The 26,557-nt window shown below is 65.6% G+C and carries 16 protein-coding genes; 10 read left to right on the top strand and 6 right to left on the bottom strand.

What is annotated here, in order from left to right; translation table 11 throughout:
• The first annotated feature begins 76 nt into the window (after nt 1-76).
• Genes EBBID32_RS12365 through EBBID32_RS12355 form a run of 3 tightly spaced genes read left to right on the top strand, consistent with a single transcriptional unit; the run spans nt 77 to nt 3,593 of the window.
• Nucleotides 77-2,185 (top strand): RyR domain-containing protein, encoded by a 2,109-nt coding sequence (locus EBBID32_RS12365; RefSeq protein WP_006957759.1) that lies wholly within the window; start codon nt 77-79, stop codon nt 2,183-2,185.
• A gap of 44 nt (nt 2,186-2,229) precedes the next feature.
• Nucleotides 2,230-2,940, top strand: a complete 711-nt coding sequence (locus tag EBBID32_RS12360) for an ABC transporter permease (RefSeq protein ID WP_440590963.1) — start codon at nt 2,230-2,232, stop codon at nt 2,938-2,940.
• Entirely contained in the window at nt 2,937-3,593 is a 657-nt protein-coding gene (locus EBBID32_RS12355; RefSeq protein ID WP_006957754.1) for an ATP-binding cassette domain-containing protein, read from the top strand. Before EBBID32_RS12360 ends, EBBID32_RS12355 begins: the two co-directional genes overlap by 4 nt.
• 101 nt (nt 3,594-3,694) lie before the next feature.
• Here EBBID32_RS12355 and EBBID32_RS12350 read toward each other — a convergent pair whose 3' ends face one another.
• The 3 genes from EBBID32_RS12350 to EBBID32_RS12340 are packed head-to-tail and all read right to left on the bottom strand — an operon-like array spanning nt 3,695 to nt 8,913.
• Nucleotides 3,695-4,288: an ABC-type transport auxiliary lipoprotein family protein gene (locus tag EBBID32_RS12350; RefSeq protein ID WP_006957752.1), complete on the bottom strand. Its 594-nt coding sequence runs from the start codon at nt 4,286-4,288 to the stop codon at nt 3,695-3,697.
• The gene (locus EBBID32_RS12345; RefSeq protein WP_006957750.1) at nt 4,285-5,280 is read right to left on the bottom strand and encodes an MlaD family protein; all 996 of its coding nucleotides are present in this window, start codon (nt 5,278-5,280) and stop codon (nt 4,285-4,287) included. Before EBBID32_RS12345 ends, EBBID32_RS12350 begins: the two co-directional genes overlap by 4 nt.
• A 45-nt stretch (nt 5,281-5,325) precedes the next feature.
• Nucleotides 5,326-8,913, bottom strand: a complete 3,588-nt coding sequence (locus EBBID32_RS12340; RefSeq protein WP_006957748.1) for a hydantoinase B/oxoprolinase family protein — start codon at nt 8,911-8,913, stop codon at nt 5,326-5,328.
• Between the two features lie 153 nt (nt 8,914-9,066).
• Here EBBID32_RS12340 and EBBID32_RS12335 point away from each other — a divergent pair, with 153 nt between their 5' ends.
• The 7 genes from EBBID32_RS12335 to EBBID32_RS12305 all read left to right on the top strand — a co-directional run bounded on the left by EBBID32_RS12335 (nt 9,067) and on the right by EBBID32_RS12305 (nt 22,048).
• Nucleotides 9,067-9,414 (top strand): hypothetical protein, encoded by a 348-nt coding sequence (locus EBBID32_RS12335; RefSeq protein ID WP_006957745.1) that lies wholly within the window; start codon nt 9,067-9,069, stop codon nt 9,412-9,414.
• A 58-nt stretch (nt 9,415-9,472) separates the two neighbouring features.
• Nucleotides 9,473-9,937: a hemerythrin domain-containing protein gene (locus tag EBBID32_RS12330; protein WP_006957742.1), complete on the top strand. Its 465-nt coding sequence runs from the start codon at nt 9,473-9,475 to the stop codon at nt 9,935-9,937.
• A gap of 371 nt (nt 9,938-10,308) precedes the next feature.
• Entirely contained in the window at nt 10,309-12,060 is a 1,752-nt protein-coding gene (gene ggt / locus EBBID32_RS12325; RefSeq protein WP_231382185.1) for a gamma-glutamyltransferase, read from the top strand.
• A gap of 196 nt (nt 12,061-12,256) precedes the next feature.
• Complete coding sequence (locus EBBID32_RS12320; RefSeq protein WP_006957737.1) at nt 12,257-15,343, top strand: TonB-dependent receptor domain-containing protein; 3,087 nt, start codon at nt 12,257-12,259, stop codon at nt 15,341-15,343.
• Nucleotides 15,344-15,445: 102 nt separating this feature from the next.
• The gene (locus EBBID32_RS12315) at nt 15,446-17,311 is read left to right on the top strand and encodes a gamma-glutamyltransferase family protein (RefSeq protein ID WP_006957735.1); all 1,866 of its coding nucleotides are present in this window, start codon (nt 15,446-15,448) and stop codon (nt 17,309-17,311) included.
• A 137-nt stretch (nt 17,312-17,448) separates the two neighbouring features.
• Nucleotides 17,449-19,236, top strand: a complete 1,788-nt coding sequence (locus EBBID32_RS12310) for an amidohydrolase family protein (protein WP_006957733.1) — start codon at nt 17,449-17,451, stop codon at nt 19,234-19,236.
• A 58-nt stretch (nt 19,237-19,294) separates the two neighbouring features.
• A complete protein-coding gene (locus EBBID32_RS12305) occupies nt 19,295-22,048 on the top strand; it encodes a M14 family metallopeptidase (protein WP_006957731.1) in 2,754 nt (917 codons plus the stop codon).
• Between the two features lie 59 nt (nt 22,049-22,107).
• Here the strand turns inward: EBBID32_RS12305 and EBBID32_RS12300 are convergent, their stop codons facing one another.
• The 3 genes from EBBID32_RS12300 to EBBID32_RS12290 all read right to left on the bottom strand — a co-directional run bounded on the left by EBBID32_RS12300 (nt 22,108) and on the right by EBBID32_RS12290 (nt 26,268).
• Nucleotides 22,108-23,169, bottom strand: a complete 1,062-nt coding sequence (locus tag EBBID32_RS12300) for a FecR family protein (RefSeq protein ID WP_006957729.1) — start codon at nt 23,167-23,169, stop codon at nt 22,108-22,110.
• 18 nt (nt 23,170-23,187) lie between these two features.
• Nucleotides 23,188-23,721: an RNA polymerase sigma factor gene (locus tag EBBID32_RS12295; RefSeq protein ID WP_006957727.1), complete on the bottom strand. Its 534-nt coding sequence runs from the start codon at nt 23,719-23,721 to the stop codon at nt 23,188-23,190.
• An 81-nt stretch (nt 23,722-23,802) separates the two neighbouring features.
• Nucleotides 23,803-26,268 (bottom strand): TonB-dependent receptor domain-containing protein, encoded by a 2,466-nt coding sequence (locus EBBID32_RS12290; RefSeq protein WP_037490452.1) that lies wholly within the window; start codon nt 26,266-26,268, stop codon nt 23,803-23,805.
• Between the last annotated feature and the right edge of the window lie 289 nt (nt 26,269-26,557).

The raw sequence follows: 26,557 nt of genomic DNA, 5'->3' as shown, positions 1-26,557 counted from the left end.
CCCCTCCACCACCAGCTTCGCTGGCGGTCCCCCTCCCCTTGCAGGGGAGGATTTTGATGCCGGGTTTGCAAAGGCCATGACCGCTAAGGGACTAAGGCTACCGCCGGTCGCGCCGATCGTGCGGTTCGGGGCGATGGGGGTCGCTTTCCTGCTCGGCATATGGGGCTTTGCGGAGGCCTATGGGCAGGCCGGGATCGCCTCTACCCTGGCGCAGGATGCGTTCCGGTCGCTGCGGCTGATTGTCGGCAATTTCCCGCAGGCGCTGGAGGGGCGTGACCTGCCGATAGCGCTGCATATCGCGCGCTGGGCGCTGCCGCTGCTGACTTTCTGGTCCACCGTCGCGCTGGCGTGGGAGCAGTTGCGCAATCCCTGGCGGCTGGCGGTGATCCGCGCGCGGGGCGACCATCTGGTGATTGCGGGCGACGCTGATAGCGGGCTGGCGGCGCAGGCGGTGCGCGGCGCGCTGGACGAGGGGCGGCGGGTGCTGCTGTGGCCCGGCGACCGGCGTACTGTCTGGGTCGCCGACGCGATCGAGGCCGGGGCAGCGGAGGTCGAACAGGCGGAGATGGACGACAGCGCGCAGGCGCTGGCGCTGGACAAGGCGCGCGCGGTGCTGCTGCTGAGCCGGGAAGCGCGGACGAATATCGCGCTGGCCTCTGTGGTGCTGGGGCAGGCCGCGCGGGTACGGCCGGCGGGCGATCCGCTGGACGTGATTCTGCGCGTCGATGATCTGGACCTGCGACGCAGCGTGGAGCAGCGTTTCGAGCAGGGCGACCGCAAGACGGCGCGGGTCAGGCTGGCCGCCCTGCCCGACATCGCCGCGCGGCAACTGGCGCTGGCCCGACCGATCGACGGTTTTGTCCGTGTGGGACAGGCGGGGCGGGGCGTGCTGGTGATCGGCTTCACCGCGCTGGTCGAACGCTATGTGCTGCGGACGCTGGCGGGGGGCCATTATCGCGACGGAGGCAAGCCCGGCTTTGTCATTCATCTGGCCGATGCGGCGACGGCTGAGGCGGGGTTCCGGGCGCGCAATCCGGGTGCCGACAGCCTGTCGCCGGTGCGCTTTATCGAGGCGCGGCCCGATCCGGCGGGAATTAGCGCGCTCATCGACCTGCATGTCGCCGCCCATGGCGAACCGGTCGCGATCCTGATCGACGCGGGGGAGGATGACCGGGCGCTGGCGATCGCGCTGGCGGTCGATGCGCGCTATCGTACCGCCGCACTGGTTGCGCCGCCGATCCATGTGCGGATGGATGGCGGGCATGACGCAAGGCTGGGCGCGGGGATATGGCCGTTCGGGGCGCTGGCCGATCTGGCCGATCCCGACATGCTGTTGCAGGACCGGCATGATGCGCTGGCCCGGTCGATCCATGATTTCTATCTGGAGGGACGCTTTGCCGAGGGTGAACGGATCGGTGTGCGGGCGTCGATGCAGGAATGGGAGAATCTGCCCGAAAGCTTCCGCGACGATAACCGGCTGGTCGCCGACTGCTACCAGTTGAAGCTGCGCGACATTGGCGCGCGGCTGGTGGAGGGCAGCGGGCCGTCGCTGCTGCTGACCCCCGACGAGCTGGAGGAATTGTCGCGGGCAGAGCATGATCGCTGGATGGCGGCGAAGCTGGTGCAGGGCTGGACATTCGGCGCGGTGCGCGACGATGCGAAGCGGCTGCATCCCGACATCATCCCCTATGATGACCTCAGCGAAGCGATCAAGGATCTGGACCGCGAGCAGGTGCGGATCATGGCGCGGTTGCTGGGAGCGGCAGGGCGGCGGGCGCTGCGGGTGCTGACCGTGGCGATCCTGCCCGGTGGCGAGGCCATACCGCCCGATCCGGGCGCGCTGTTGGCGGCGCTGGATGCGCATTATCCCGACCGGGTGCCGCTGTTTGCGGGCGACTTGGCCGATGGCTGGTCGCGGACGATGATGGCCAGGCTGCATGAGCGGGGGCGGTTGATCCGGCTGGGGCTGACCGGCCATGTTCAGGCGATCATCGACAGTCTGCCCGGCGCAGAGGCGCGAACGGCGGCGACACTGGTGCGCGCGGCCGATGGCATCCACGCGGTGACCAACGCGACCGGCCTTTCCGATGCGCAACTGGTCCTGACGCCCGGCCCGATCGACGACCATCGCGCCGTGCAACTGGGAGGCGATGGCGCGATCGTCCGGGCGCCATGGGCGCGCTGAGGGGCAGCCGCAAGATCGTTGCCGCGCTGGGGGCCGGGCTTTGGCTGATCGGGCGCGCGGCGCGCGGCATGGCGCGGCGGCTGGTGGCAGGTGACCGGCTGGCGCAGCGGCAACTGGCCGATGGCCTGCCGCTGCATGTGTGGCGGCCCTTGCGCACCTTGCTGCCGTTGGCGGCGCTGGCCGGGATGATCGCGGGGATTGGCGCGGCCCGGCTGCTGGCGCTCTATAATGCACAGATTCCGGTGCAGGCCGCACTGGCCGAGACGCTGCTGCGCGATATCGTGCCGTTGCTGGTGGGACTGTTCGCGTCGGGCAGCGTCTCGGTGGCGCTCTCCTCGCGGCTGGGGGCGATGTCGCTCAACCGGGAAATTGATGCGCTGGAGGCGCTGGGGCGCGATCCGGTCGCCCATGCGCTGGGCCCGGCGCTGGTCGCAGTGCTGCTGTCCGCGCCGATCCATATGATGCTGGCCGGTCTGGCGGCGCTCGCGGGCAGCGCCCTGCCGCTGGGAATTATGGCCAATATTGCCTGGGCGCAATGGGCGGGCTTTGCCTTTTCGCACGAGGCCGCGCGCGCGATGCTGACCGGCATGGGCAAGGTGCTGGTCTATGCGCTGATCGCCTTTGGCGTGGGTGGCGCGGTGGGGGCCAAGCCGGTGCGATCCCCCGCCGACATTGGCCGCCGCGCGACCACCGCCTTTACCGCCGGGCTGCTGGGGATATTCACGGCGGCGGCGATATGGACCGCGCTGTCATGAGCGAGTTGCTGGCATTTGAAGGGGTGAGCCTGGTGCTGGGCGGGGTGCGGTTGCTGGACCGGATAGATATCTGCATCGGCGCGGGTGAGCGGGTCGCTATCGTGGGAGATAGTGGGTCGGGCAAGGGCTGGCTGTTGCGGCTGGCGGTCGGGCTGGCCGAGCCGGGCAGCGGCACGGTGCGGCTGATGGGGGTCGCACTTGACGAGGCGGATACCGACGCGCGCCGGCTGTTGCGCGCACGGTGCGGGCTGGCAATGCAGGGCGGGTCGCTGCTGGGCGACCTGACCGTCGAGGAGAATATGCGGCTGGCGCTGGGGCGCGTCGGCGGGCGCGATGCGCGCGCCGGGCGGCGGATCGACCGGCTGCTGCTGGAATATGGGCTGGAGCAGGCGGCGAGCATCCGCGCCGACATGCTGTCCATCGGGGAACGGCGACGGGCGGAACTGGCGCGCGCCTTCATGCGCGATCCTGACCTTTTGATTTTGGACGAGCCGTTCGAGGGCGCCTATGCGCGCGGCGCGGCGCTGGAGGAGCAGGTGCGGCGGCGGATCGTTCCGCATGGCCGCGCGCTGCTGCTGCTGACGCAGGATGCGGCGCTGGCAGGGCGATTGTGTGAGCGGGTGTATCGGCTGGAGGCTGGGCGGTTGGTGTGACGCTGCACTTGTTCGGGGTCACATTCAATCAAGAACTGCACCACTTCCAATTCTCCCCTTTAAGGGGCGGATGACAATGGCGGCGAACGGAAATGACATTTTCAACAGGAGGCAGCAGTCACCTTGCCCGATACGGCGTCCTCAACAAAAGCCGCGACCGCCTGTTCGATCGCGCTCTGAAACGCCGCCGCCCGCGTCGTGCCTGCCGCCGAGGTGATCGGCTGGATCGCGCAATAGCGGCCAGTCCACACCGCCTTGCCCTGCGACACCTGGGTCACGTCGAAGGCGATGACGGCTTGCGCGCTACCGGCGCTGGTCACTTCCTCGAACCGGTCTAGCGTCGCCACGACCCGGCGATCGGCGGCAAGCGACAGGTCCGGCCCGGTGACGGCGGCAAAGCGGGTGCGCAACCCGGCGACCAGCGCGCGGGCAAGCATGGTGGCGGGCGGTTCTTCCCAGAAGAGGGTCGCGGCCTGCCGGATTTCGCCGGGCGTGGCCGCATCGACATAGGCGTAGCGCAGCCCACCGCTGAGGCCGCGCGCCTGGACCGGGGCGACGGCCAGCGTTGGCGCAGGCAGGACCGGGCCGGGGGTGAAGCGGGGCGACAGGCGCATGGTGACGGGGGCGTCGCCGCCCTTGAGCGCGGCGCAAGCGGGGAGCGCGAGGAGCAGGAGGATCGAGGCGCGGCGCATCATTTCTGTCCTCCCGGCGGGGGCGGATCGGCATAGCGCTGACCCCGGATGGCGAAGGTCGGGTCGCCCGCCAGCCTTTCGCTCAAATTGCCGAGGCTGGCGCTGGTGCGTTCCAGATTGGCGCTGGTAGCGATCAGCGAGGCGGACGCGCCCTCCAGGATCATCCGTGCTTCGCTGGCGCTGCCCTTCCCTTCGGCCAGCAGCCCGGCGATGCTGGTCTGGTTCTGTGCGACCATCGCCTGGGTTTCACGCAAAATGCCGTTCAGCGCGGCGATGTCGATTTCCGACGCGCGGCCGGTCGCCTTGCGGACGTGGGACAGGGTGAGCGCGATGTCGCCCTGCCCCGGCGTGAAGCTGCGGTCGAGCTGGGTACTGAGCGAGTTCAAGGCGGCGAGGGTTTCGGTGGCGTTGCGCGCGACCTGCGCCATATCGACCGCACTGCCCGATCCGTCGCCCTGCAACATAGTGGCGAGCCGCTGCGCCATGGCATTGGCGGTGCGGGCGACGGCGGCGGCTTCACCGATCGCCACGGAAGCCGTCTCGAACAGGTCGGCCGGGCGGCGGCATCCGGCAATGGCATCGGCGCTCTGTGGTCCGGCGATACTGTCGCAGCCATAGGCGCGGCGGGCGGTCGCGCATTGGGCAGTCGCGGTTTCCAGCGCGACCAGTTCGATGCGCGGCGCCGTCAGCGGATTGGCGGCGGCGACGGTGGCGAAGGCGCAGGAGGAAGGCCGCCAGTCCTTTGCCACGCCCATATGGACCGCAAAGGTGCGGCTGGCTCCGTCCAGCGCGACCGAGCGAACCTGGCCGATGGGCGCACCGCGAAAATAGACCTGCACGCCGGGCGAGACGCCCTCTACATCGTCAAGCGTGGTGGCGATGACCCGCTGGCGGAAGAAGGGATCGGGGACGAGCGCCACGATCGCGACCAGCCCCACGGCGAGCAAAGCGGCCCCGACGCCCCATCTGATCTGCGTTGCTGCGTCCGGCGTCATCAACCCCTCCCCTGCCGGTCACAACAGACCCGCGCGGGGGTCTTGTCAAGCGGGATCGGATGCGCCGAAGCCGCCGCCACCGGGGGTTTCGATGATGAATATATCGCCTGCCTGCATATTCGCGGTGGCGGTGGGGCCGAGCGGTTCGAGGTGGCCATCGATCCGTTCGATCGCGTTGCGGCCGGGGCTGCCCGGCGCGCCGCCAGCCAGGCCGAAGGGCGGGACGATGCGGCGGTTGGAAAGGATGCCGGCGGTCATATCCTCCAGAAAGCGGATGCGCCGCAGTGCGCCGTCGCCGCCGCGATGCTGGCCCTGCCCGCCGGAACCGGGGCGGATCGCAAAGGCCTCCAGCAGCACCGGGAAACGGGTTTCGAGGATTTCGGGATCGGTCAGGCGGCTGTTGGTCATGTGGGTCTGCACCACCGGCGCGCCGTCGAAATCCGGGCCAGCGCCGGAGCCGCCCGCGATGGTTTCATAATATTGGTGGCGGGCATTGCCGAAGGTGAAGTTGTTCATCGTCCCCTGCGCCCCGGCCATGACGCCCAGCGCACCGAACAGCGCGTCGGTGACGACCTGGCTGGTTTCGACATTGCCCGCGACCACGGCGGCGGGGTGGCGGGGACGGAGCATCGAGCCTTCCGGGACGATGATGGTGATGGGTTTGAGGCAGCCGTCATTCATCGGCACCGCCTCGTCGATCAGGGTGCGGACGACGTAGAGGACGGCGGCGCGGACGACCGAGACGGGGGCATTGAAATTGCCGGGGAGCTGGGGCGACGATCCGGTGAAATCGACGGTGGCGGAGCAGGTCGCATGATCAACCTGGACAGCGACCTGAACAATGGCACCATTATCCATCGCATAGGTGAATTGGCCGTCGGCGAGGCGGCCGATCAGGCGGCGGACGGCGGCTTCGGCCTGGTCCTGGACATGGGCCATATAGGCGGCAACGGTCGCGGGGCCATAATCGTTGCTTATCCGAAACAATTCCTGGCTGCCGCGTGCACAGGCGGCGATCTGGGCGGTGAGATCGGCGATATTCTGGTCGATATTGCGCGCGGGCCATGGTCCCGATGCCAGCAGGGTACGAATGGCGGCTTCGCAGAATGTGCCGCGATCGACCAGCAAGACATTGTCGAGGATGACGCCTTCTTCCTCCACCGAGACGCTGCCGGGCGGCATCGATCCGGGGGTGATGCCGCCAATATCGGCATGATGGCCGCGCGCCGCGACATAATAGGCCGGCGCGGCGTTGTTGCCGACAAACACCGGCATGACCACGGTGACGTCGGGCAGATGAGTGCCGCCATCATAGGGGGCGTTGAGGGCGTACACGTCGCCCGGCTGCATGCCACGCCCGTCGATGGCCGAGCCGTCCGCGTCGGCACCGCGCCGCCGCATGATCGTGCGGATACTGTCGCCCATGCTGCCCAGATGCACCGGCATATGCGGGGCGTTGGCGACCAGATTGCCCGCCGCGTCGAACAGCGCGCAGGAAAAATCGAGCCGTTCGCGGATATTGACCGAGGAGGCGCTGTTCTGGAGCGCGGCACCCATTTCCTCGGCAATGGCCATGAACAGCCCGCCCATGACTTCGAGCCGGACGGGATCGACGGCGTTGGCGTCACCGGTCTGCGGCGCGGGGCGTGGGGAGTGGCGGGTGAGAATGAGGTTGCCGATGGTGTCGATCCGGGCGCGCCAGCCGGGTTCGACGGCGGTGGTGGAGACGGGGTCGATGATCAGCGCGGGACCGTCGATGATGCTGGCGGCGGCCAGGCCCGCACGGTCGTGAACCGGAGCGGCTGTGCCCGCATAGTCGACCATGGCGAGCGGCGGGGCGGGATGCGCGGCGATGACAGCAATGTCGGTCATCGCTTCGCTGGTGTCGGCAATCGCCTCGACCCGCGCCATGTCGATGAGGATGCGGCCCTGCCCGGCGAAGCCGAAGCGGGCGCTGTGCTGGGTCAGGAAATCGGCGCGCATCGTATCGATGCCCGCCAGCGGCACGTCGAACAGGCTGTCGGTGCCGTCATAGCGCAGCCGCAGCAGCGTTTCGATCCGGTCGGCCTGAGGCAAATCGGCGCGGGCGTCGGCAGCAAGGGCCGCCAGCGCCTGATCCAGCGCCGCCATCCCCTTGGCATCGAGCGGCAGCGCCAGCGTGCGTTCGCGCACCGCGCGGCGATCGGCCAGCCCCATGCCATAGGCTGACAGCACACCGCCCAGCGGATGGATCATCACCCGGTCCATCCCCAGTGCGTCGGCGACGAGGCAGGCATGTTGCCCCCCTGCCCCGCCGAAACTGGCCAGCGCATAGCGCGTCACATCATGGCCGCGCGCGACCGATATGCGCTTGATCGCATTGGCCATGCTGGCGACGGCGACGGCGACAAAGCCCTGCGCGACCTCGCGCACGGTCAGGATGCGGCCGGTTTCCGCCTCCACCTGCGCGCAGATCGTAGCGACGCGCGCCTGCGCGACGGCGGAATCGAGCGGCTGGTCGCCATTGGGACCGAACAGGCTGGGGAAATGGTCGGGCTGGATCTTGCCGAGCAGCAGGTTGCAGTCGGTGATGGTGAGCGGCCCGCCGCGCCGATAGCAGGCCGGTCCCGGCACCGCGCCAGCCGATTCCGGGCCGACGCGGAAACGGCCATCGACAAAGGAGCAGATCGAGCCGCCGCCTGCGGCGATGGTGTGGATGCGCATCATCGGCGCGCGCAGGCGGACACCGGCAACGCGCGCTTCATTGTCACGCTCGTAAGCACCGGCATAGTGCGACACATCGGTCGAGGTGCCGCCCATGTCGAAGCCGATCACTTCGCGGAAACCGGCCTGCTCGGCCGTCCGCGCGAGGCCAACGATACCACCCGCCGGGCCGGACAGGATGGCGTCCTTGCCCCGGAACAGCGTGCCGTCGATCAGGCCGCCGCTCGACTGCATGAACAGCATGTCGGCCTGATCGCCCAATGCGTCGCGCAGGCCATCGACATAGGCGCGCAGCACAGGCGAGAGATAGGCATCCGCGAGCGTGGTGTCGCCGCGCCCGATCAGCTTGATCAGCGGCGCGACATCATGGCTGGTCGAAATCTGGGTGAAGCCGATCTCCGCCGCGATCGTGGCGATGGCCTGTTCGTGGGCCGGGTAGCGATAGCCGTGCATCAGCACGATGGCGACGGCGCGCAGACCATCATCATAGGCCGATTGCAGCGCAGAGCGGGCCGCGTCCTGATCCAGCGGGGTCAGCAGCGTACCGTCGGCCATGACCCGTTCGTCCATCTCCGTCACCTGCGCATGGAGCGGGTCAGGCCGGATGATCTGGCGCGCGAACATATCCGGCCGGTCCTGATAGCCGATGCGCAGCGCGTCGCGAAATCCGCGCGTGATCGCGAGCAGGGTTGGTTCGCCCTTGCGCTCCAGCAGCGCGTTGGTGGCGATGGTGGTGCCGATGCGCAGGCCGCAGGGCGGGATAGGTCCCTGCCCCGCCCCGGTCAGCCGCCGCACCGCCTCCACCGCCGCATCGGCATAGCGTTCCGGGTCGCTCGACAGCAATTTGGCAGTATGCAGCCGCCCGTCAGGGTCGCGCGCCACCACATCGGTAAATGTGCCGCCGCGATCGATCCAGAATTGCCAGTCCATAGCGCGGGTGATGGCGGGGCGGCGGCACAATGGCAAGGGCGCGAACGGCGCGACCCTTTTTCATGAAAAAGACGCATTTTCCAGTTGATTGCGGGGATGGTTCGTGAAACTCTTGGGATCAGCTCATCCAAGGGGGTCAGGGTCTTGGCGGCAATGTTCGACAGTCATGCCATCGGCAGCCGCAATGCCGGCTTCGCAAAGCGCATCAGCACGCATCTGGCGGCGGCGCTTGTCACTTTCTGCCTGTTGCAGATTTTCATCGTCGCCAAGATGGGCGGATCGCTGGTCCTGCATCTGGGCATCATCGTCGCGATCGGCGGTTTTGCGGTAGCGGCGCGCGGGCTGGAGCGGCGGTGGCACATGCTGGAGCGCAGCGACCTGTCGCAGAGCGGACTGGCGTTGCGGTTCCGTCGCGACCTGCTCCAGCTTTGGGTTGCCAGCCTGCTGGGCGCGATGCTGTGGATACCGGTCGCGATCATCTTCCGCTTCCTGTTTAGCTGACACGGACCCATTTGCCGGTCCCATCGTTCTCCTCCCGAAACCAAGAGGAGGATTGTTCATGGCCGACGCCACGATTTTCGACCGTCTGAAACAGGATCATGACGCGCATCGCCAATTATTTACCAAGATGGCGGACGCAAAGGATGACGCCGACAAGCTGAAAAAACTGTTCGACCAGTTCAAGGTCGAAGTCACCGCCCATGCCGCCGCCGAAGAGGAAACCCTCTACGCCACCATGTTGTCGCGCCCCGACCTGCGCGAGGATGCGCAGCATAGCGTATCCGAGCATAAGGAAATCGACGATTATCTGGAGGAGCTGGACGGGCTGAAGTTCGACGGCGAGGCGTGGCGCAAGACGTTCGCCGAGATGAAGAAGCGCTACCTCCACCATATCGAGGAGGAAGAGGAAGAGATGTTCCCGACCGCCGCGAAGGAATTGACGGCGGAAGAGGAGAAAAATCTCGCCGCGCTGTTCGCCAAGCGCAAGCCCGCCGAACTGGCCCGCGCCGAGGCCGACAGCTAGGGTAAAGACCTGTAAATTAAGCGATAATATAGTTTGCAAACCTGATATTCGCGTTTCGGGAATGAAGCCAATCCTCCCCCCTTGCAGGGGAGGATTTTGGTGCCGGGTTTGAAAGGGCAATCATGCCGCCATCTTCAACCCCGCGCGGCTGGCGATCGAGAAGGTGTGCGGCGTGGAGAAGGCTCCGGACCTCACCGATGGCCTGCCCTCCGTTCGCGCGTGGGGCATCCTCCCTTCTGCCGCACCGGACGACGATTGGCGTGCAGCCCTTGTCTTTTTGTGGTGGGGTTGTCCGCGAGTGCTGCGTCTTTGACCTTTGAGTGGCGGAAGCATGTGAATCGTGCCGGCTTCCCGCGAAACAGGGGAATGAGATGCACTACAGACCATCCAACATGATTTCCTATGCCGTCATCGTCAGCCTGATGGCCAGCGCGACCATGGGTCAGGCACAGTTGCCGGTGGCACCACCGCAAGAGCGGGGCAGCGGCGGTGACATCGTCAATTACAGCCAGATTCATGGACCCGTCATCGGCCGCAAGGGCATGGTGGCGAGCCAGAGCGCGCCCGCCACCGATGTCGGCGTAGAAATCCTGCGCCAGGGCGGCAATGCCGTCGATGCGACGATCGCGGTCGCCTTTGCCGAGGCCGTCACCCTGCCCCGCGCCGGCAATATCGGCGGCGGCGGCTATATGGTGATCCACATAGCGGCCAAGGACGGCAAGCCTGCAAAGACCATCACCATCAACTATTATGGCACGGCGCCGCGCGCGACCACGCCCGGCCTGCTGCTCGGCCCAGACGGCAAGTTCGACCGGTCCAAATCCATGACCTTCCAGAATGTCGCGGTGCCAGGCACGGTCGCGGGCATGTGGGAAGCGCATCGCATGTTCGGCTCCTTGCCCTGGAAGAAGCTGGTCGAACCGGCGATCCGGCTGGCGGCGCAGGGCTATCGGCTGAGCGACGGCGAGGCGGAAGCCACGGCTGGCCGACGCGAAGTGATGATGAAGGATCCAGGCGCGACCAAGGCCTTTTTCAAGCGCGACGGCTCCGCCTACAAGCCCGGCGACATCTTCAAGCAGCCCGATCTCGCCTGGAGCCTGAAGCAGGTGGCGGCACGCGGACGCGACGGCTTCTATAAGGGGCCCCTCGCCCAGAAAATGGTCGCGGGCATCCGCAGCGGCGGCGGCATCGTCGACGAGCAGGACCTGGCCGACTTCAAGGTCGAGATATTGGAGCCGATCTGGGGCAGCTATCGCGGCCACGACATCGCCTTCATGCCGCCGACATCGTCGGGCGCGACGCTGGCGGAGATCATGAACCTGCTCGAACATTTTCCGATGAAGGATTATGGCTGGGGCAGCGTGCAGGGTCTGCACATCATGTCGGAAGCGATGAAGGTTGCCGGGTCCGACCGGCGGCTGATCGGCGGCCTGCCCGACTGGAAAACACCAGCCAAGGGCATCGCCAGCAAAGCCTATGCGGACGAACGGGTGAAGCTGATTTCGCCCACCGCCTCGCTCAATGGCGCCAACCTGCCCGACGGCAATCCCTATCCCCACGAAAGCCCGGACACGACCCATTATTCGGTCGCCGACAAATATGGCAATGCGGTGAGCAACACCTATACGCTGACCGCATCCTACGGCGCGCATGTCGTGCCGCAAGGCACGGGCGTGCTGCTCAACAATTCGCTGGGCAACTTCAACTGGGGTCGGGAGAAGGGCAGAGAAGCGAACTGGCCCGCGCCGGGCAAGCGGCTGGGATCGACCATTACCCCGCTGATCGTGTTCAAGGACAAGAAGCCGTGGCTGGTGACGGGGTCGCCGGGCGGCGGCTACATCATCTCGGCGATGACCCAGGTGCTGGTCAACACGATCGACCATGGCCTCAACATCGCCGAAGCCGCCGAGCGGCCGCGTATCCACCAGTCGAGCGCGGACGATCCTCTGGAGCTGGAAGAAGGCTTCTCGCCCGACCTCAAGCCGCTGCTGGAAGCCAAGGGGCACAAGGTGCGGCTGTCCGACACGATGGGCAGCACCCAGTCGATCATGGTCGAGGGCGAAAAATTCCTGGGCGCGGCCGACACGCGGCGGCCCGACGCGCTGGCCAAGGGCGTGGAATGAGCAGGAACGGCGCCGGTCCCGCACGACCGGCGCCGCATTCCCCTGACTGAAAGGAATTTGTCATTTTTTTCGGAGGGGAATGCCGCAGCCCACGTCAATAGCAGTGAAGAAGGCTGACACGCATCAGACGGAGAGGAGGGAAGGCAGATCGGCCCCACGGCATCAGCCGGGGGCGCTGCACACAGGGGACATATCCATGAAATCCGTACGGTTCGAGACGCGCGCAACGGCCAGCATTCTGGCGATCAGCCTGGCGATGATGGCCGGGATTCCATCAGCCATGGCGCAGGAACCGCCGTTGGCGGACGCGGCCGGCGACGAGGCACAGGCCGAAATCGTCGTGATCGGAAGCCAGATCAAGGGGCTGAAGGCAAGCGGCGCCATCCCCGTCAATACCGTAGGCGAAGAGACGATCAGGGGCGTGGCCGCCGTGTCGGGCGCCGACCTGTTCCGCTCCATCCCGCAATTGGGCGGCTCTGCCTTCAACGAGCAGGCGATCGGCGGCGGCAGCCCCAATGCCGCGCGCGGCGACGTGTCGTCGATCAGCCTGCGTGGCATGGGCCAGGGCAATACCCTGTTGCTCATCAACGGCCGCCGCACCGTGCTGCACCCGACGTCGCAGTCGATCTCAGGCGCTATCGATTCGGGCGTGCCGATCTTCAGCTACAACGCCAACGCCATCCCGGTGGGATCGATCGAGCGGGTCGAGGTGCTGCGCGATGGCGCGGCGGCGCTCTATGGATCGGATGCGGTCGCAGGCGTAATCAACAATGTTCTCAAATCGGACTTCACGGGCGCGAAGTTCGACATGCAATATGGCGGCGCGGAAGGCACGAACCTGCGCGAATTCTCGGCCAACGGCTTTGTGGGCGCCAACTTTGCCGAGGATCGCGGCAACATCACCTTCTTCGCAGGCTATGCGCGCAAGACGAAACTATATCTCAGCGACCAGGATTTTACTGCGGACGTCGATCGCCGCGCCGAAGTGATCGGCACGCCGTTCGAGGGCGTCGCCGCCTTCAACGGCACCAGCAACAGCACGCCCTGGGGCACGTTCCGCGCATCGGGCAGCGGCATCATCACCAGCAACGGCACGCCGATCACCAATGCATCGCGCCAGTTCCACGTCCAGCCCGACGGCAATAGCGGCTGCCGGGTCGCGACCAGCACGGCCGGCGTGTGTATCGACGATGGCAACGGTACGACCGAGATGGCCACTGTCGATTCCAACCTGCGCTACAATACGCCACTGTCGGACAAGTCGCTGACAGCCACACCGTCGATCAACCGCATCAACCTGTTCAGCACCGCTCATTTCGACATCAATGATACGCTGACCCTCTATGGCGAGGCCGGTTTCTACCGGGGTGAAACCCATGCGTTGACCGGGCCGGGCGGATCGCTCAACACCACGCCGATCACCGTGGCGGCCAGTGCCTATTGGAACCCGTTGGGCGCGGTCGGATCGCCCAACCGCCTGCCCGGCCTCAACATCTCCGACGCTGGCGTGCCGGTGACGATCAGCGCGCTGAGCTTCGTCGATGTTGGCCCGCGTCCCGTGGACGTGGTCAATTACCAGTATCGCTTCCTGGGTGGCCTGAAGGGCAATTTCGGGTCCTGGAACTATGACACGGCCGCGCTCTACAATTGGGCGACCGTGCGCGACAGCATGCAGAGCATTTCCAGCAACCTGATCCAGGCCGCGATCAACCGGACGACGTCCGATGCCTACAACCCGTTCAACGGCGGGTGCGTTGATACCCCCTCGCTTGGCGACTGCACGGTCAACAACCCGGCGACCATGGACAGCATGCGGATCACCAGCGTCCGCAAGAACCGGACATCGCTCGCCCTGTGGGACTTCAAGCTCTCCAATGCCGAACTGATCGGCCTGTGGGGCGGCGGCAATGTCGGCGTCGCGGCTGGCGTGGAAATCCGTCGCGAAACCTATCATGATAATCGCGATACGAACCAGGACGGATCGACCAAATATACCGACAGCATCACCGGCATCGTCTATGACAGCAATCTGGCCGGTGCGTCGGTCAGCCCCGACGTGCGTGGCAAACGCAACGTCTATTCGGCCTATGCCGAACTCGCCATCCCGCTCTTCACACCCGACATGAACATTCCGATGTTCCGGTCGGTCGACGTGCAGGTCGCCGGCCGCTACGAGAAATATAGCGATGTCGGTAGCGTGGCGAAGCCCAAGGTCGCAGTCGCATGGGACTTGCTGGACGGCATCCGTCTGCGCGGCTCCTGGTCGCAGGGATTCCGCGCGCCGAACCTGGAGGTGGTGAATACCGACACGCTGGTGCGCGTGGGCACCGGCACCGACTATGTGTTGTGCGAGGCCGATCTGCGAGCCGGTCGCATAACCAGCTTTGCAACCTGTAACCGCAGCCTGTCGGTTCAGCGCCAGAGTGGCGGCAACCCGAACCTCAAGCCGGAGGAATCGACCAGCTGGAACTTCGGCGCGGTATTTTCCCCGCCGCTGCCCGAAGGCTTCGGCAACGTGACGCTGACCGTCGATCGCTGGCGGATCAAGCAGAAGAATGTGATCGGCCTGGTCGATTTCCAGAACTCGATGACGCTCGACTATCTGTTGCGCACCCAGGGCAGCAGCAACCCCGGCGTGGTGCGCGCGGCCCCGACCGCCGCCGACGAAGCGCTGGTCGCGGGCACCGGCCTCGCCGCGGTGGGCGAGCTGCAATATGTCGTCGCACCGTTCGAGAATCTGTTGCCGGTGCAGGTCGACGGTATCGACTTCAACCTGGAATATCGGGTGAGCACGGGCATCGGCAGATTCTCGCTCAACCTGAACGCCGCCCGCCTCATCAAATATGACGTGCTCGCCGCCGCGAGCACCCAGGCGATCATCGATGCCCGCGGCGACGGGACGATCAATCCGCTGGTTGCGGTCCAGGGTGGCGGCAGCGTCCTTCGCCGCGAAGGCCAACCGCGCTGGCGCATTTCGGGAAGCCTCAACTTCTCGTCCGGGCCGGTCGAGCTTGGTGCCTTCACCCAGTTCATCAGCGACACGTACATGAACAATGTCATCAACACGGAAGGCGATCGGTTCGTCGTGGATGGGCTGACCACGGTCAATTTCTACGCGACCTATAATTTCCAGAACGAAGGCATGCTCAAGGGATCGAGCCTGACGCTGGGCGTTCGTAACGCTTTCGACAAGAACCCGCCCTTCTCCAACAACGGTTACCAGTCCGCCCTGTTCGCACCGCAGGCGCGCTACTGGTATGTCGGCGCCAAGAAGTCCTTCTGACGGTCGCACGCCCCGAAAAGGGGTAACGCCCCGGCCGGTGACGGGAGCAACCCTCGTCGCCTGCCGGGGTAATTATTTTACCGGGTGTGAGGGAGCGGACCCATGAGCGAGACTATTTCCCAGGGGCTGGGCCGGCGTGAGGTCATCGCCGCAGGGCTTGCAGGCGCGGCACTGTCCACCCTGCCCCTCGGCGCGATTGCGCAGTCCGGCAAGGCAGCGCCCGATGCGCCACGGTCCGGCCTGGCGACCGTACCCGCGCACCGGATCGAGGTGCCGATGCCGCATGGCGGCGTGGCGGCGGGGCATCCGCTCGCGTCGATGGCGGGGGTGCGGATGCTGATGCAGGGCGGCAGCGCGGCCGACGCGGCGGTGGCGGCAATGGCGGTCATGAACGTGGTCGAACCCTGGGCGTCGAGCGCGGCGGGCAACGGCTTTGCCACCTGTTTCCACAAGCGGAGCGGAGAGATATCCTCGCTCGCCTTCACCGGCGGCGCGCCCATGCTGCTTGATCCCGACGGCGATCCCAAGGATCTGGACCATGGCCCCAGGGCGGTGGCGGTGCCCGGTGCCTTTGGTGGCTGGATCGCGCTTGCCAAGCGGTTCGGGCGGTTGCCGCTCGCGACGCTGCTGGAACCTGCGATCGGCTATGCGCGCGATGGCCACCCGCTCGATCCGTCGATCGCAATGTTCATCACCCGCGCGCAAAAGACGTTACGGCTCTATCCCACCAGCGCGGCGATCTTCCTGCCTGGCGGCCAGCCGCCCGCGCCGCGCTCCATCTTCATGAACGAACCGCTGGGCCGCACCCTGCAGGCGCTGGCCGATGCCGACACGAAGGCGCGCAAGGGCGGCGCGGACCATGGCAAGGCGCTGGATGCGGCCTATGACTGGTTCTACACCGGCCCGGTGGCGCAGGAGTTTGCGCGCTTTTCGGAGGCAACCGGCGGCTGGCTGCGGCTGGCGGACATGAAGGCGTACAAGCCGCAATGGGACAAGCCCGTCAGCACCAACTATCGCGGGCTGGACGTCTATTCCAGCCCGCTGACGTCGCGCACGGGACTGGAATTGTGCGAGGCGCTCAACCTGCTGGAGGGATGGGACATATCCACCCTGCCCGCCGACGGCCCGGACCTGACTCATCTGCTGATCGAGACGTTCAAGGTCGCCAAGGCCGATGTCTATCACTATGCCGCCGACCCGTCCTTCGCCCAGGTGCCGGTCGAAGGTCTGCTATCCAAGCGGTTCGCGGCCGAGCGGCGCAAGCTGATCGACCGGGCGCGGGCGATGGCCTATCCGACAGCTGGCGATGCGACGCGGTTCCAGGCAGGGATGTTCGATCGTCAGCCCCCAATGTTCGCGATGCGCGGCGACGATCATACGCGCGGCGGCGATACGACCAGCCTGTCGGTGGTGGACGAGGATGGCAACGCGATCGCGGTGACGACCACCGTGGGCGGCGGCTTCGGCACTTTCGTCGTGATGGGGGACACGGGCCTGCTTTGCAATAACGGCCTGCGGCTGGGATCGTCAGCACCCTATGTTGGCCATCCCAACAGGATCGCGCCGGGCAAGAAGGCGCTGCTGGGCAACGGTCCCACGATCATCCTCGACAAGGGACGGTTCAGGATGGTGTTCGGTTCGCCGGGCGGCGAAACCATCGGCCAGACCCAGTTCCAGTTCCTGGTGAACGTGATCGACCGTGGCATGCCGATCCAGGCGGCGATCGAGGCACCGCGCTTTGCGGTCGAGGCCGATCCCAATTTCTACAAGCCCGGCGCTGCGATTACAGTGCAGATGGAAGGGCGCTATTCCGATGCTATGATTGGCGCGCTGAGCGGCATGGGCCACAGAATCGAGCGGGTCGGTCCCTATGCGATCGGCAGCATCCAGGGGATATTGGCCGATCCGTCGGGCGCGCGCATGGGTGGGTCCGACCCCCGGCGCATGGGCTATGGCGTGGGCTATTGAGGATTTGTCCGAAATGGATCGCTGCGTGATGGATCGGCCTTTGTTGGGAGGGAGTTGGCGGTTGCTGCGTCTCTAGAAGATGACAAGGCCTGGGGACTGTTCCGTCCGGCCATAGGGACAAAGGGGGCATCTTCTTCATGCGCAAACATTTCCTCGCGGCGCTGCTGTTGTCAGCGCTCACGCTGCCGCTCGGCTCGGTTCCCGCGCAGACGGGCGGCACCATGACTGCGATCGTGGGCGGCATGCTGTTCGACGGCACCGGCGCGGCACCGATGCCCGCCACGATCCTGATCGAGGGCGACCGCATCGTTGCGGTGGGCAAGGATGTGGCCGTACCCCGGGGGGCGAAGGTCATCAACGCCAGGGGCAAGGCGGTCCTGCCGGGTTTCATCGACGTGCATGTCCATTGGACACCCGGCGGCTTCCCCGCCACCACGCCGCAGATCGCGACGGCCTATGTGCAGTCGGGCGTGACGACCGTGACCGATTTCCACCAGCAGCCCGAAGCCTATGCGCCCCGCCGTGCGTGGCTCAAGACGCTGGCGACGCCCCATGTGGCGTTCGCCGCGCGGCTGAGTACGCCGGGCGGCCATGGTGCCGACTGGGGCGACGCGAACACCACGATCCGCGTCAGCACCGCCGAAGGCGGGGCCACGGCGATCAAGTCGCTCGACGCCTATCAACCCGATCTTATCAAGGCCTTTGCCGACGGCTGGCGCTATGGCAGTTCGCCCGACAACACCAGCATGGACCAGTGGACGCTGCGCGCCATTTCGGACGAGGCGCACAAGCGCAACTGGCCGGTCGTGACCCATACGGTGACGGTGGAACGCGGCCTGGTTGCAGCGCGCGGCGGGGTGGATTCGCTGGCCCACGGGATGCAGGATCGCCCGATCACGGCAGAGGAAGTCGCCGCGATCAAGGCGACGGGCATGGCGATGGCACCGACGCTGGCGGTCTATGATCCCTACAAGCCGCGCGATACACCCGTCACCACGGACGATCCCCGATACAAGCGGTCGCTCGTCAATTTCGGCTATGCGCTGGGCAATGTGAAGGCGCTGCACGATGCGGGCGTGATGATTGCCGTGGGCACAGATGCGGGCATGCCCGGCACCCCGCATGGGCGTTCCACGCTGCACGAGATGGAATTGCTGGTGAAAGCGGGCATGACGCCGAGCGAGGCGCTGGTCGCAGGCACCCGGAACAGCGCCAAGGTGCTGCGCATCGACGGCGACAGAGGCACAATCGCTGTCGGCAAGCGCGCCGATATCGTCCTGATCGACGGGACGCCCTGGACGACCATCACCGATCTGTACAAGACCGCGCAGGTTCTGATCGACGGCAAGCTGATGAGTGGGCCGGGCGCGCCGCCGCTGCCGGTCGGCAACGCCGCCAAATATCTCCCCTCCGTCACGGTGCCCGCGCTGATCGACGATTTCGAGCGACCCGACAAGCGGTCCACGCTCGACACGGTGCGCCTGGAAAATCCCGACGGCGGGCTCGACCGGACGGTGGAAATCACGCAGATCGTACCACGCGACGAGGGCGGCAAGATGCTGTCGCTCTCGGCGAAGATGTCGATCAAGAACAATGCCTATGCGGGTGTCATCGTGCCGCTGACGCGCGGATCGGTGACGCCGGTCAAGATCGCGATGTACAAGGGGGTGACGTTCGACATCAAGGGCGCTGGCGACTTCATCGTGCGGATCAACGGGCTGGAGGGGGCATGGGAAGCGCGTGTGAGCGGGACCGATGCCTGGACCACGGCGCAACTGCCCTTCACCGCCTTCACGCCGATCACCGGCCGGGGCGCGACCGGCGCTGCCTTCACGCCCGATGGCATAACCCAGGTCGAGATTGGCGGCACCCGCCCGGCGGGACAATATCTGTGGCTGAGCATCGACAATATCCGCTTCTATTGAACAAGGGCGGTGCACCCCTGCGCCGCCCGAACCGGACCTTCCATCGAAAGAGATTTGCATGAAACCGCACTGGCTGTTGCTTACGACCGCGCTGCTGGCGCAGTCCGCACCCCTGATGGCGCAGACCGCGCCCGAAGCCTTCTTCAAGCAGAAGCCGGGCACCGACTATTATCTCGCCAACTACAGTGAATATGAGGCCTATCTCAAAAAGCTGGCAGGCGAGAGCGACCGGATGAAACTGGTCGATATCGGCAAGACGGCGGAAGGGCGATCGCAATGGATGGCGATCGTGTCGTCACCGGCCAATCTCGCCAGGCTCGACGATTATCGCGCGATCGCGCAAAAGCTGGCTCGGGCCAAGGGCGTGAGCGAGGCGGAAGCGTTGCAACTGGCCGCCAGGGGCAAGGCGATCGTGTGGATCGACGCGGGGATGCACGCGACCGAGACAGTGACGAGCCAGGGGCAGATCCAGGTTCTGCATCGGATGCTGACCCAGAGCGACGCCGAAACGATGCGGATGCTCGACGATTGCATCATTCTGTTCGCGCACGACAATCCCGACGGGATGGAACTGGTGTCCAACTGGTATATGCGCAAAGCCGATCCCAAGGCACGCGAGTTCGCGACCCTGCCGCGCCTTTACCAGAAATATATCGGCCACGATAACAACCGCGACAGCTATATGATGGCGATGCCGGAGACGGAAAATGTCAACCGGCAGCTGTTTCGCACCTGGTATCCGCAGATCATCTACAACCAGCACCAGACCGGGCCGGAGGGCATGGTGGTGTTCGTCCCGCCGTTCCGCGACCCTTTTAACTTCAACTATGATCCGATCGTCATGTCGCAGCTCAACGAGGTCGGCTTTTCGATGCATTCGCGGCTGATTTCGGAGGGCAAGGCCGGATCGGGCACGCGCAGCGCCGCACGCTATTCGACCTGGCACAACGGCATGGAACGATCGGTCGCCTATTTCCACAACAGCATCGGCCTGCTGACCGAGATCATCGGTGGTCCGACGCCCGCCAAAATCCCTCTCGTCCCCTCGACCCAGTTGCCGCGCGGCGACGAGATGATGCCGATCGCGCCGCGCGACTGGCACCTGCAGGATTCGCTCGACTATCAGTGGACGCTGAACCGCGCCGTGCTGGACTATGCGTCGCGGAACCGGGAACGGCTGCTCTTCAACATCTGGCGGATGGGTCAGAACAGCATCGAAAAGGGCAGCAAGGACAGCTGGACCGTGACGCCGGCAAAGGTCGACCGGCTGCTGGACGCCGCACCGCTCAAGGTCGTCGGCAAGGATGAATATAACCGACCGATGGGGAGCGGCCCCAAGAAGATCGACCCTGCGCTCTACAAGACACTGATCGAGGCGCCGGGCGAGCGCGATGCCCGCGCCTATATCATCCCTGCCGACCAGAGCGATCTGCCAACTGCCGTCACCTTCCTTAACGCGCTCATCAAGAATGGCGTGGACGTCGAACGGGCGGACGCCGCCTTTCAGGCGAATGGCAAGACCTATCCGGCGGGGTCTTATGTCGTGCGCACGGCCCAGGCATACCGCCCGCACATTCTCGACATGTTCGAGCCGCAGGATCACCCGCACGATACCGATTTTCCCGGCGGACCACCCAAGGCACCCTATGACGTGGCAGGCTATACGCTCGCCTATCAGATGGGGGTTGCCTTCGATCGCATCCTCGACCCGCTGCCCGACAATTTTACCGCCGTGCCCGATGTGATGGCACCACCGCCCGGCCGGATCGAGGGCACAGGATCGGCCGGTTGGGTCGTGGGGCATGAAACCAACAACAGTTTCATCCTGACCAACCGGCTGCTCGGTGCGGGCATCAGGCCGGCATGGGTCAGGCAGGCGGTCACGGTAAACGGCAAGACGATGCAGCCCGGCGCGATCTGGATTCCCGCTTCCGCGCAGGCGCGCGACATAGTGACGAGGGGGAGCGCGGAATTGGGCATCACGGCACAGGCCGTGGATGCCCCGCCGACGGGCGAGACCATCGCGCTCAAGCCTGTCCGCGTCGGCCTGATCGATCGTTATGGCGGGCTGATGCCGGCGGGCTGGACCCGCTGGCTGCTGGAGAAGTTCGAGTTCTCCTTCGAGCAGGTTTATCCGCAACGGCTGGACGCAGGCAACCTGGCCAAGGATTTCGACGTCCTGCTGTTCGCCGACGACGCCATGCCGCCCACCGGCGCATGGGGGCCTGATCGACCCAGCCGTCAGCCCGATCCCAAGGATACGCCGACCGAATATAAGGCGATGCTGGGCGCGGCGACCGATGCCAGGACCGCGCCCGCCATTGCCGCCTTCGTCAAGGGCGGCGGCAGCGTGGTCGCGATCGGCAGTTCGGCGCGGTTCATCGAACTGATGCAGACGCCGCTCAAACCCGCGCTGACGCGCGCGGTGGATGGCGAGGCGAAGATGCTCGACACCAAGAGCTTCTATATTCCCGGCTCCATCCTGCGCGCGCGGGTGGACAATCGCCAGCCGCTGGCTTTCGGCCTGCCGAGCGAAGTCGATATGTTCTTCAACCAGGCGCAGACCTTCACACCGACGCCGGGCGCTGCGGGCTACACCAATGTGTCCTGGTTCGACGGGCGCGACCTGCTGCGCAGCGGCTGGGCCGTGGGGCAGGAGAAGCTGGCCGGGACAATCGCCGTCGCCGATATCGACGTCGGCAAGGGCAAGCTGTTCGTAATGGCCCCCGAAGTGGCGCAGCGCGCCCAATCCTATGGCACCTTCAAATTCCTGTTCAACGCATTGCTTTACGGACCGGCGCAGCGGCCCTGACCAGCATCGTTGATGCAAAAGGCCGGGCGGGCGACCGTCCGGCCTTTTGCGCCATGCGGTTATGATCGGGTGCTTGAGGCCTTCGTCCGGCAGGAGACCGGGGCGGTGGCACCAGCGCGGGAAAGGAATATATGGCTGCCATCGTGGCGAACAGTGGCCAGCCCCTGATTTTCCAGCGCCTCGGCCAACCCGTCGGCATTGTCGAGGTCGAATACCCCGCTGATCGCGATATTGGCAGCGTCGCCGCCAACGACGAGGCTCGACCGACCATAAGGGTTCATCTGACGAGCGACATCCGACAGGCAATGACCCGAGAAGATGATCTTGCCGTCGGTCCAGGCGGTTTCGTGCAGGACATCGATCGACGCAACCGCGACCGAAGCTGCATTCTGCGTCAGTTTCATGCCAGCGTTGAGCAAGGTTGCATGGCCGCCTGTACCCGCGGGAAACCGGGTGACGACGCGGACCACACCTTCGGACGTCATCACCTCTTCACCGCCGGTGGACAGCCGCACGTCGAAGGCGGTGCCTACCGCCGTCGCCGTCAACCGCCCTGCCGTCACGACAAAGGGGCGCTGCTTGTCCTTATGCACGACGAAATGGGCGCGCCCCTTTTCCAGCGTGACCGCGCGATGCCCTGTCGAATAGGCGACACGCACCGCGCTGCCGACGTCGAGGGTGATCCGCGATCCGTCGTCAAGCCGGACGGTGCGGCGGCCGCCATCGGTGTTCGCAATGCGCGTCGCGTCGGCGATCGCGGCGGACTGCACCGGGCGCTGCACGGTATCGGCGGTGCGGCGGTGATCGATCATCCACAGCGTCGCGGGGACGGACAGCATCGCCGCCAGCCCCGCCGCGATCGCCCAGCCCTTCCAGGCGCCGCCCCGATCCTGTCCGGGCTGGTCGTAGCGTGCGCGCATGTCGGCCAGCATCTGCTGCATTTCAGGCGATGTCTCCGCCGATCCGGCCGCATCCCATGCCGCGAACACGCTGTCCGCTGCGTCCCGATTTTCGGGCGCGGCGTTCCGCCAGGCATCCAGTTCCCGGCGCGCAGAGACGCTATCCGTCCCCGACTGGATGCGCGCAAGATAGGACGCGGCAACGTCGAACCGATCAGGCATGGGAGCGCTCTTACCCTTTCACTTGGCCATTCGCCGGGCGAGATGCGATACGGCCTTTGCGATCTGCTTTTCAATACCACTGACCGACAATCCCACGCGCGCCGAAATTTCGGCGTGAGACAATCCGTCGAACCGCTTCATCAGAAAGATGTCGCGGGTCCGTTCGGGTAGTTCCTGCAGCACCGCGATCAGACGCGCTATCTCTTCCCTGGCAAATATGACGCGATCGGGCGAACATTCCTCAACAGGATGATCAAATTCGGTGAGACTTTTTTGCTGTTCGACTTTTCGTACCATGTCGCGGCGCGCCTTGTCGCGCAGGACATTGGCGGCGGTGCGGAACAGATAGGCTTGCGGATTTTCAATCTCGTCCTGGGTGCGGCGCGCCAGGACGCGCACCATGACGTCCTGCACCAGATCATCGACGATGTTCATATTGCGGGTCTTGCGCGCGAAATAGGTGCGCAGCGCGGGCGTGAAGGCGATCAAATCATGCGTCAGCCCGGATGCGGGGGGCGCCGCCTTTGGTTGCGAACTGCTTGAACGGTCCATGGCTGCTGCTGCCCCCCGATTGATAGCGATGCCCTCTCCGGCCCCTTAATCGTCCCTGCATGCTGCCGCCCGTCGGCATCGTCACCACTGCCTTGTCCAGGCAATCACTATTTCCCGTGCTCTTGCACTTAACGTTTGACCGATCCCAAACCCATTATTCAAAGCGCGCAAATCCGCGCGATCGTTGAAAAGATTTCGGATCGAGGCCGTTACCGACGACTGGTCCGCGCGATAAACACCCTCCACGCCCATGAGGACAAAGCCCTTGGTTGCCAGGAAATCGGGATCGCGCCGGTTGAAGGTGGACCAATATCCCGATTGATATTGCACATTCGCGTTCGTGGAGAAGCTCCGGTCCCCGCCCAGCGGCCACCGCTGGCTGACCGACAGGGTCGATCGATGCGATGATACGAAGGGGATGGACTCGCCCGTCGCCGCACCCCCAACCAGCGGGCCGGCATCGCTCACGCTCTCCAGCCGGCTATAGATGAAACTGCTCGCCAGCTTGATCGTCGCGCCGTCGGACGGGCGGGCGATCATTTCCAGTTCCGCCCCCCGGATCGCCACCGTGCCGACATTGACGATATAGGCGTGGGACCGATTTTCCGACAGTGCGCGATACTGCATGTCGTGCCAGGTGTTCATATAGCCGATCAGCGTCAGCGAAAGCCCAGGCGACCAGCGCAGCTTGGCGCCGACCTCGACCCCCCATAGCGAATCGCCTTCAAAGGTCCGGCGATCCTCCAGCAGGACCGAGGCGATATTGACCCCCGCCGGTCGGAAGCTGCGCGTTACCTGAGCGTGAAAGGTCGCGCGCGCGCTGATGGGTATGTCGAGATGCGCCCTGGCATGTACGCCTTGCGACCTTTTCACGGTTCGCGGCCAGCTGTCGATCGATCCGCTGATGATGTTGGGCACCAGCACGTCGTTGCGCGAGGAGACCCGGTGCCGGTCGTAGCGCAGGCCAAGCGAGGCCTGCCAGCCGCCTTCGCGATAACCAATGTCGCCGAAGGCCGAGGTTTGCAGCCGACCGATCGAAAGCTGCCGCAGGCCGAAATAGTCGGGGGGTGTCGTGTCGTCGCCATCATAGATGGACAGGCCGCTGGTGAACCGTTCCGATCTATGGTCGATCAGCGCGCCAGCCTTCCAGCCCAGCCCCTGATCGCCGATGCTTTCGATCCGTACCTCCTGTGAAAGACGGCGCAGGGTGATGGGAATGTGCAGGAGCGAGGGGGTCAGGCTTTCGACATGGTCGGCAAATGCGCCGACCTGCCCTGTGTCGCATGCCGTGTCGGCCAGATCGAAGAAACGCTGGCAAGCCGCAGGATCCTGCGCCTGGAGCAGCGTAGGATTGGTGCGGTCATAATTGCGGTCGAGGCGCCAGCGATAGAAGGAGGAGATGCCTGTCAGTCGGGCACCGCCCAGTCCCTTTTCCACCTTGAACCGGCCCAGCAGAAAATCATGGGTGGTCGGCGCTGCAAAGTGCCGGTCCGTATTATACCGGCCAAGCGCGCGAGACCACATCGCGCCATCGTCGATCCGTCGGTGCTGCCATACCAGCATGGCGGACATGTCGAGATCGCCGAGTGGCCTGGCGCGCGCGATGAGGCGGACACCTTGCAGAGCGTCGTCATTGAGGTTGCGTCCCCCCGTGCGGACATTGTCGACATAGCCGCCTGCGCGGTGGGCATAACCCGTCAGCCGGATCGCCGCACTGGCCCCGATCGGTGCATTGATCGTGCCGGACAATTGATAGCCCGGATCGCCACCGCGCAGCAGGGAAAGGCCAGCCGTGCTGGTCGCCTGCCATGTGCCAAGCCGGGGCGCTTCGGGTTCGACCTCGACCTCTCCCGCCAGCGCACCCATGCCATGTTCCGTACCCCGCGACGTGCGCGAAATCTGGACGCGAGCGATATCGACCATCGCCAGGTCCATGGTGGAGCGCGCGCTGTCGCTGCCGGTGCCTGATGGCCCGGAAATGGGAACGTCGCCGAAATAGACAACCGTGGTGGCTTCGCCCGCCGTGCCGATGCCGCGCACGACTATGCCTTGCTGCCCCGAACTGCCAGGCTGGGCGTTGGTCGCAGCGCTGCCCTCCATCACGCCATCCAGCGACAAGCGGGTTGGGCGCACTTGCACATCGCTTTCGAGAGCGACCAGATCGGTCGGCTGGAAGCCGATGACGACGAGGTCGACGGAACGGGATGGCAGGTCCTCTGAAAGTGCGCCGCCGTCGCCGGGCGCGACGTCCTGGGGTGCTGGCTCGATCGAGGTGACGCCGCCCCGCCCCTGCCGGAAGGTGAGGCCGGTCCCGGCGAGCAGGCGGCGCAGCGCATCCTCGAAGGAGAGGCGGCCCGCAACCGGCCGCGACATCTGTTGCGTCAGGGAGGACGGGAAGAAAATGACCTGCCGCCTACTTTGCAAGGCAAGCTGCTGGATCGCCTTTTCGAGGCGCTGCCGGGGCACAGCGATTTCGGTTCGGGCTTCGGCAATGGTTGGCAGGCACAGCATGGCTGACGCGGCGGTAATCCCCGTTCGCGCGAACATATGTTCAAAAGCTGTCCGCATTCCCAAGATGAACCCGCCCCGTCCGTACTCCCGTGCCGCGTTGTCCGGGATCGCGCGCCTTGCCGAAACGGTCCGATCCCTACGCTTATCAATACGAACGACCCTCATTATTCCGGTACAGCCAAAGCCATAGAAACGCGGAATTTCCTCACCCGCCCTTTTACCGGGAGGATTTCACGCCAGGCTGCGTCTTGGAAGGCGGGTCGTCGCGACAGGGGGATGGCCCAGGCTGCATGTTGAGGGGCCATCCGCCGTCCCTTTCGCGACA

This window comes from Sphingobium indicum BiD32 (assembly GCF_000382885.1).
GTDB classification, from domain to species: Bacteria; Pseudomonadota; Alphaproteobacteria; order Sphingomonadales; family Sphingomonadaceae; genus Sphingobium; species Sphingobium japonicum_C.
Note: the sequence above shows the minus strand (reverse complement) of the source record. Positions and strands in the feature narration are given on the sequence as shown.

Excerpts from the sequence above, each read along its gene's own strand:
- EBBID32_RS12310 (WP_006957733.1), top strand. The coding sequence starts at position 17,449 with ATGCGCAAACATTTCCTCGCGGCGCTGCTGTTGTCAGCGCTCACGCTG.
- ggt (WP_231382185.1), top strand. The coding sequence starts at position 10,309 with ATGCACTACAGACCATCCAACATGATTTCCTATGCCGTCATCGTCAGC.
- EBBID32_RS12320 (WP_006957737.1), top strand. The coding sequence starts at position 12,257 with ATGAAATCCGTACGGTTCGAGACGCGCGCAACGGCCAGCATTCTGGCG.
- EBBID32_RS12335 (WP_006957745.1), top strand. The coding sequence starts at position 9,067 with ATGTTCGACAGTCATGCCATCGGCAGCCGCAATGCCGGCTTCGCAAAG.
- EBBID32_RS12355 (WP_006957754.1), top strand. The coding sequence starts at position 2,937 with ATGAGCGAGTTGCTGGCATTTGAAGGGGTGAGCCTGGTGCTGGGCGGG.
- EBBID32_RS12330 (WP_006957742.1), top strand. The coding sequence starts at position 9,473 with ATGGCCGACGCCACGATTTTCGACCGTCTGAAACAGGATCATGACGCG.
- EBBID32_RS12350 (WP_006957752.1), bottom strand. The coding sequence starts at position 4,288 with ATGATGCGCCGCGCCTCGATCCTCCTGCTCCTCGCGCTCCCCGCTTGC.
- EBBID32_RS12340 (WP_006957748.1), bottom strand. The coding sequence starts at position 8,913 with ATGGACTGGCAATTCTGGATCGATCGCGGCGGCACATTTACCGATGTG.
- EBBID32_RS12315 (WP_006957735.1), top strand. The coding sequence starts at position 15,446 with ATGAGCGAGACTATTTCCCAGGGGCTGGGCCGGCGTGAGGTCATCGCC.
- EBBID32_RS12305 (WP_006957731.1), top strand. The coding sequence starts at position 19,295 with ATGAAACCGCACTGGCTGTTGCTTACGACCGCGCTGCTGGCGCAGTCC.
- EBBID32_RS12365 (WP_006957759.1), top strand. The coding sequence starts at position 77 with ATGACCGCTAAGGGACTAAGGCTACCGCCGGTCGCGCCGATCGTGCGG.
- EBBID32_RS12300 (WP_006957729.1), bottom strand. The coding sequence starts at position 23,169 with ATGCCTGATCGGTTCGACGTTGCCGCGTCCTATCTTGCGCGCATCCAG.
- EBBID32_RS12345 (WP_006957750.1), bottom strand. The coding sequence starts at position 5,280 with ATGACGCCGGACGCAGCAACGCAGATCAGATGGGGCGTCGGGGCCGCT.
- EBBID32_RS12295 (WP_006957727.1), bottom strand. The coding sequence starts at position 23,721 with ATGGACCGTTCAAGCAGTTCGCAACCAAAGGCGGCGCCCCCCGCATCC.
- EBBID32_RS12290 (WP_037490452.1), bottom strand. The coding sequence starts at position 26,268 with ATGTTCGCGCGAACGGGGATTACCGCCGCGTCAGCCATGCTGTGCCTG.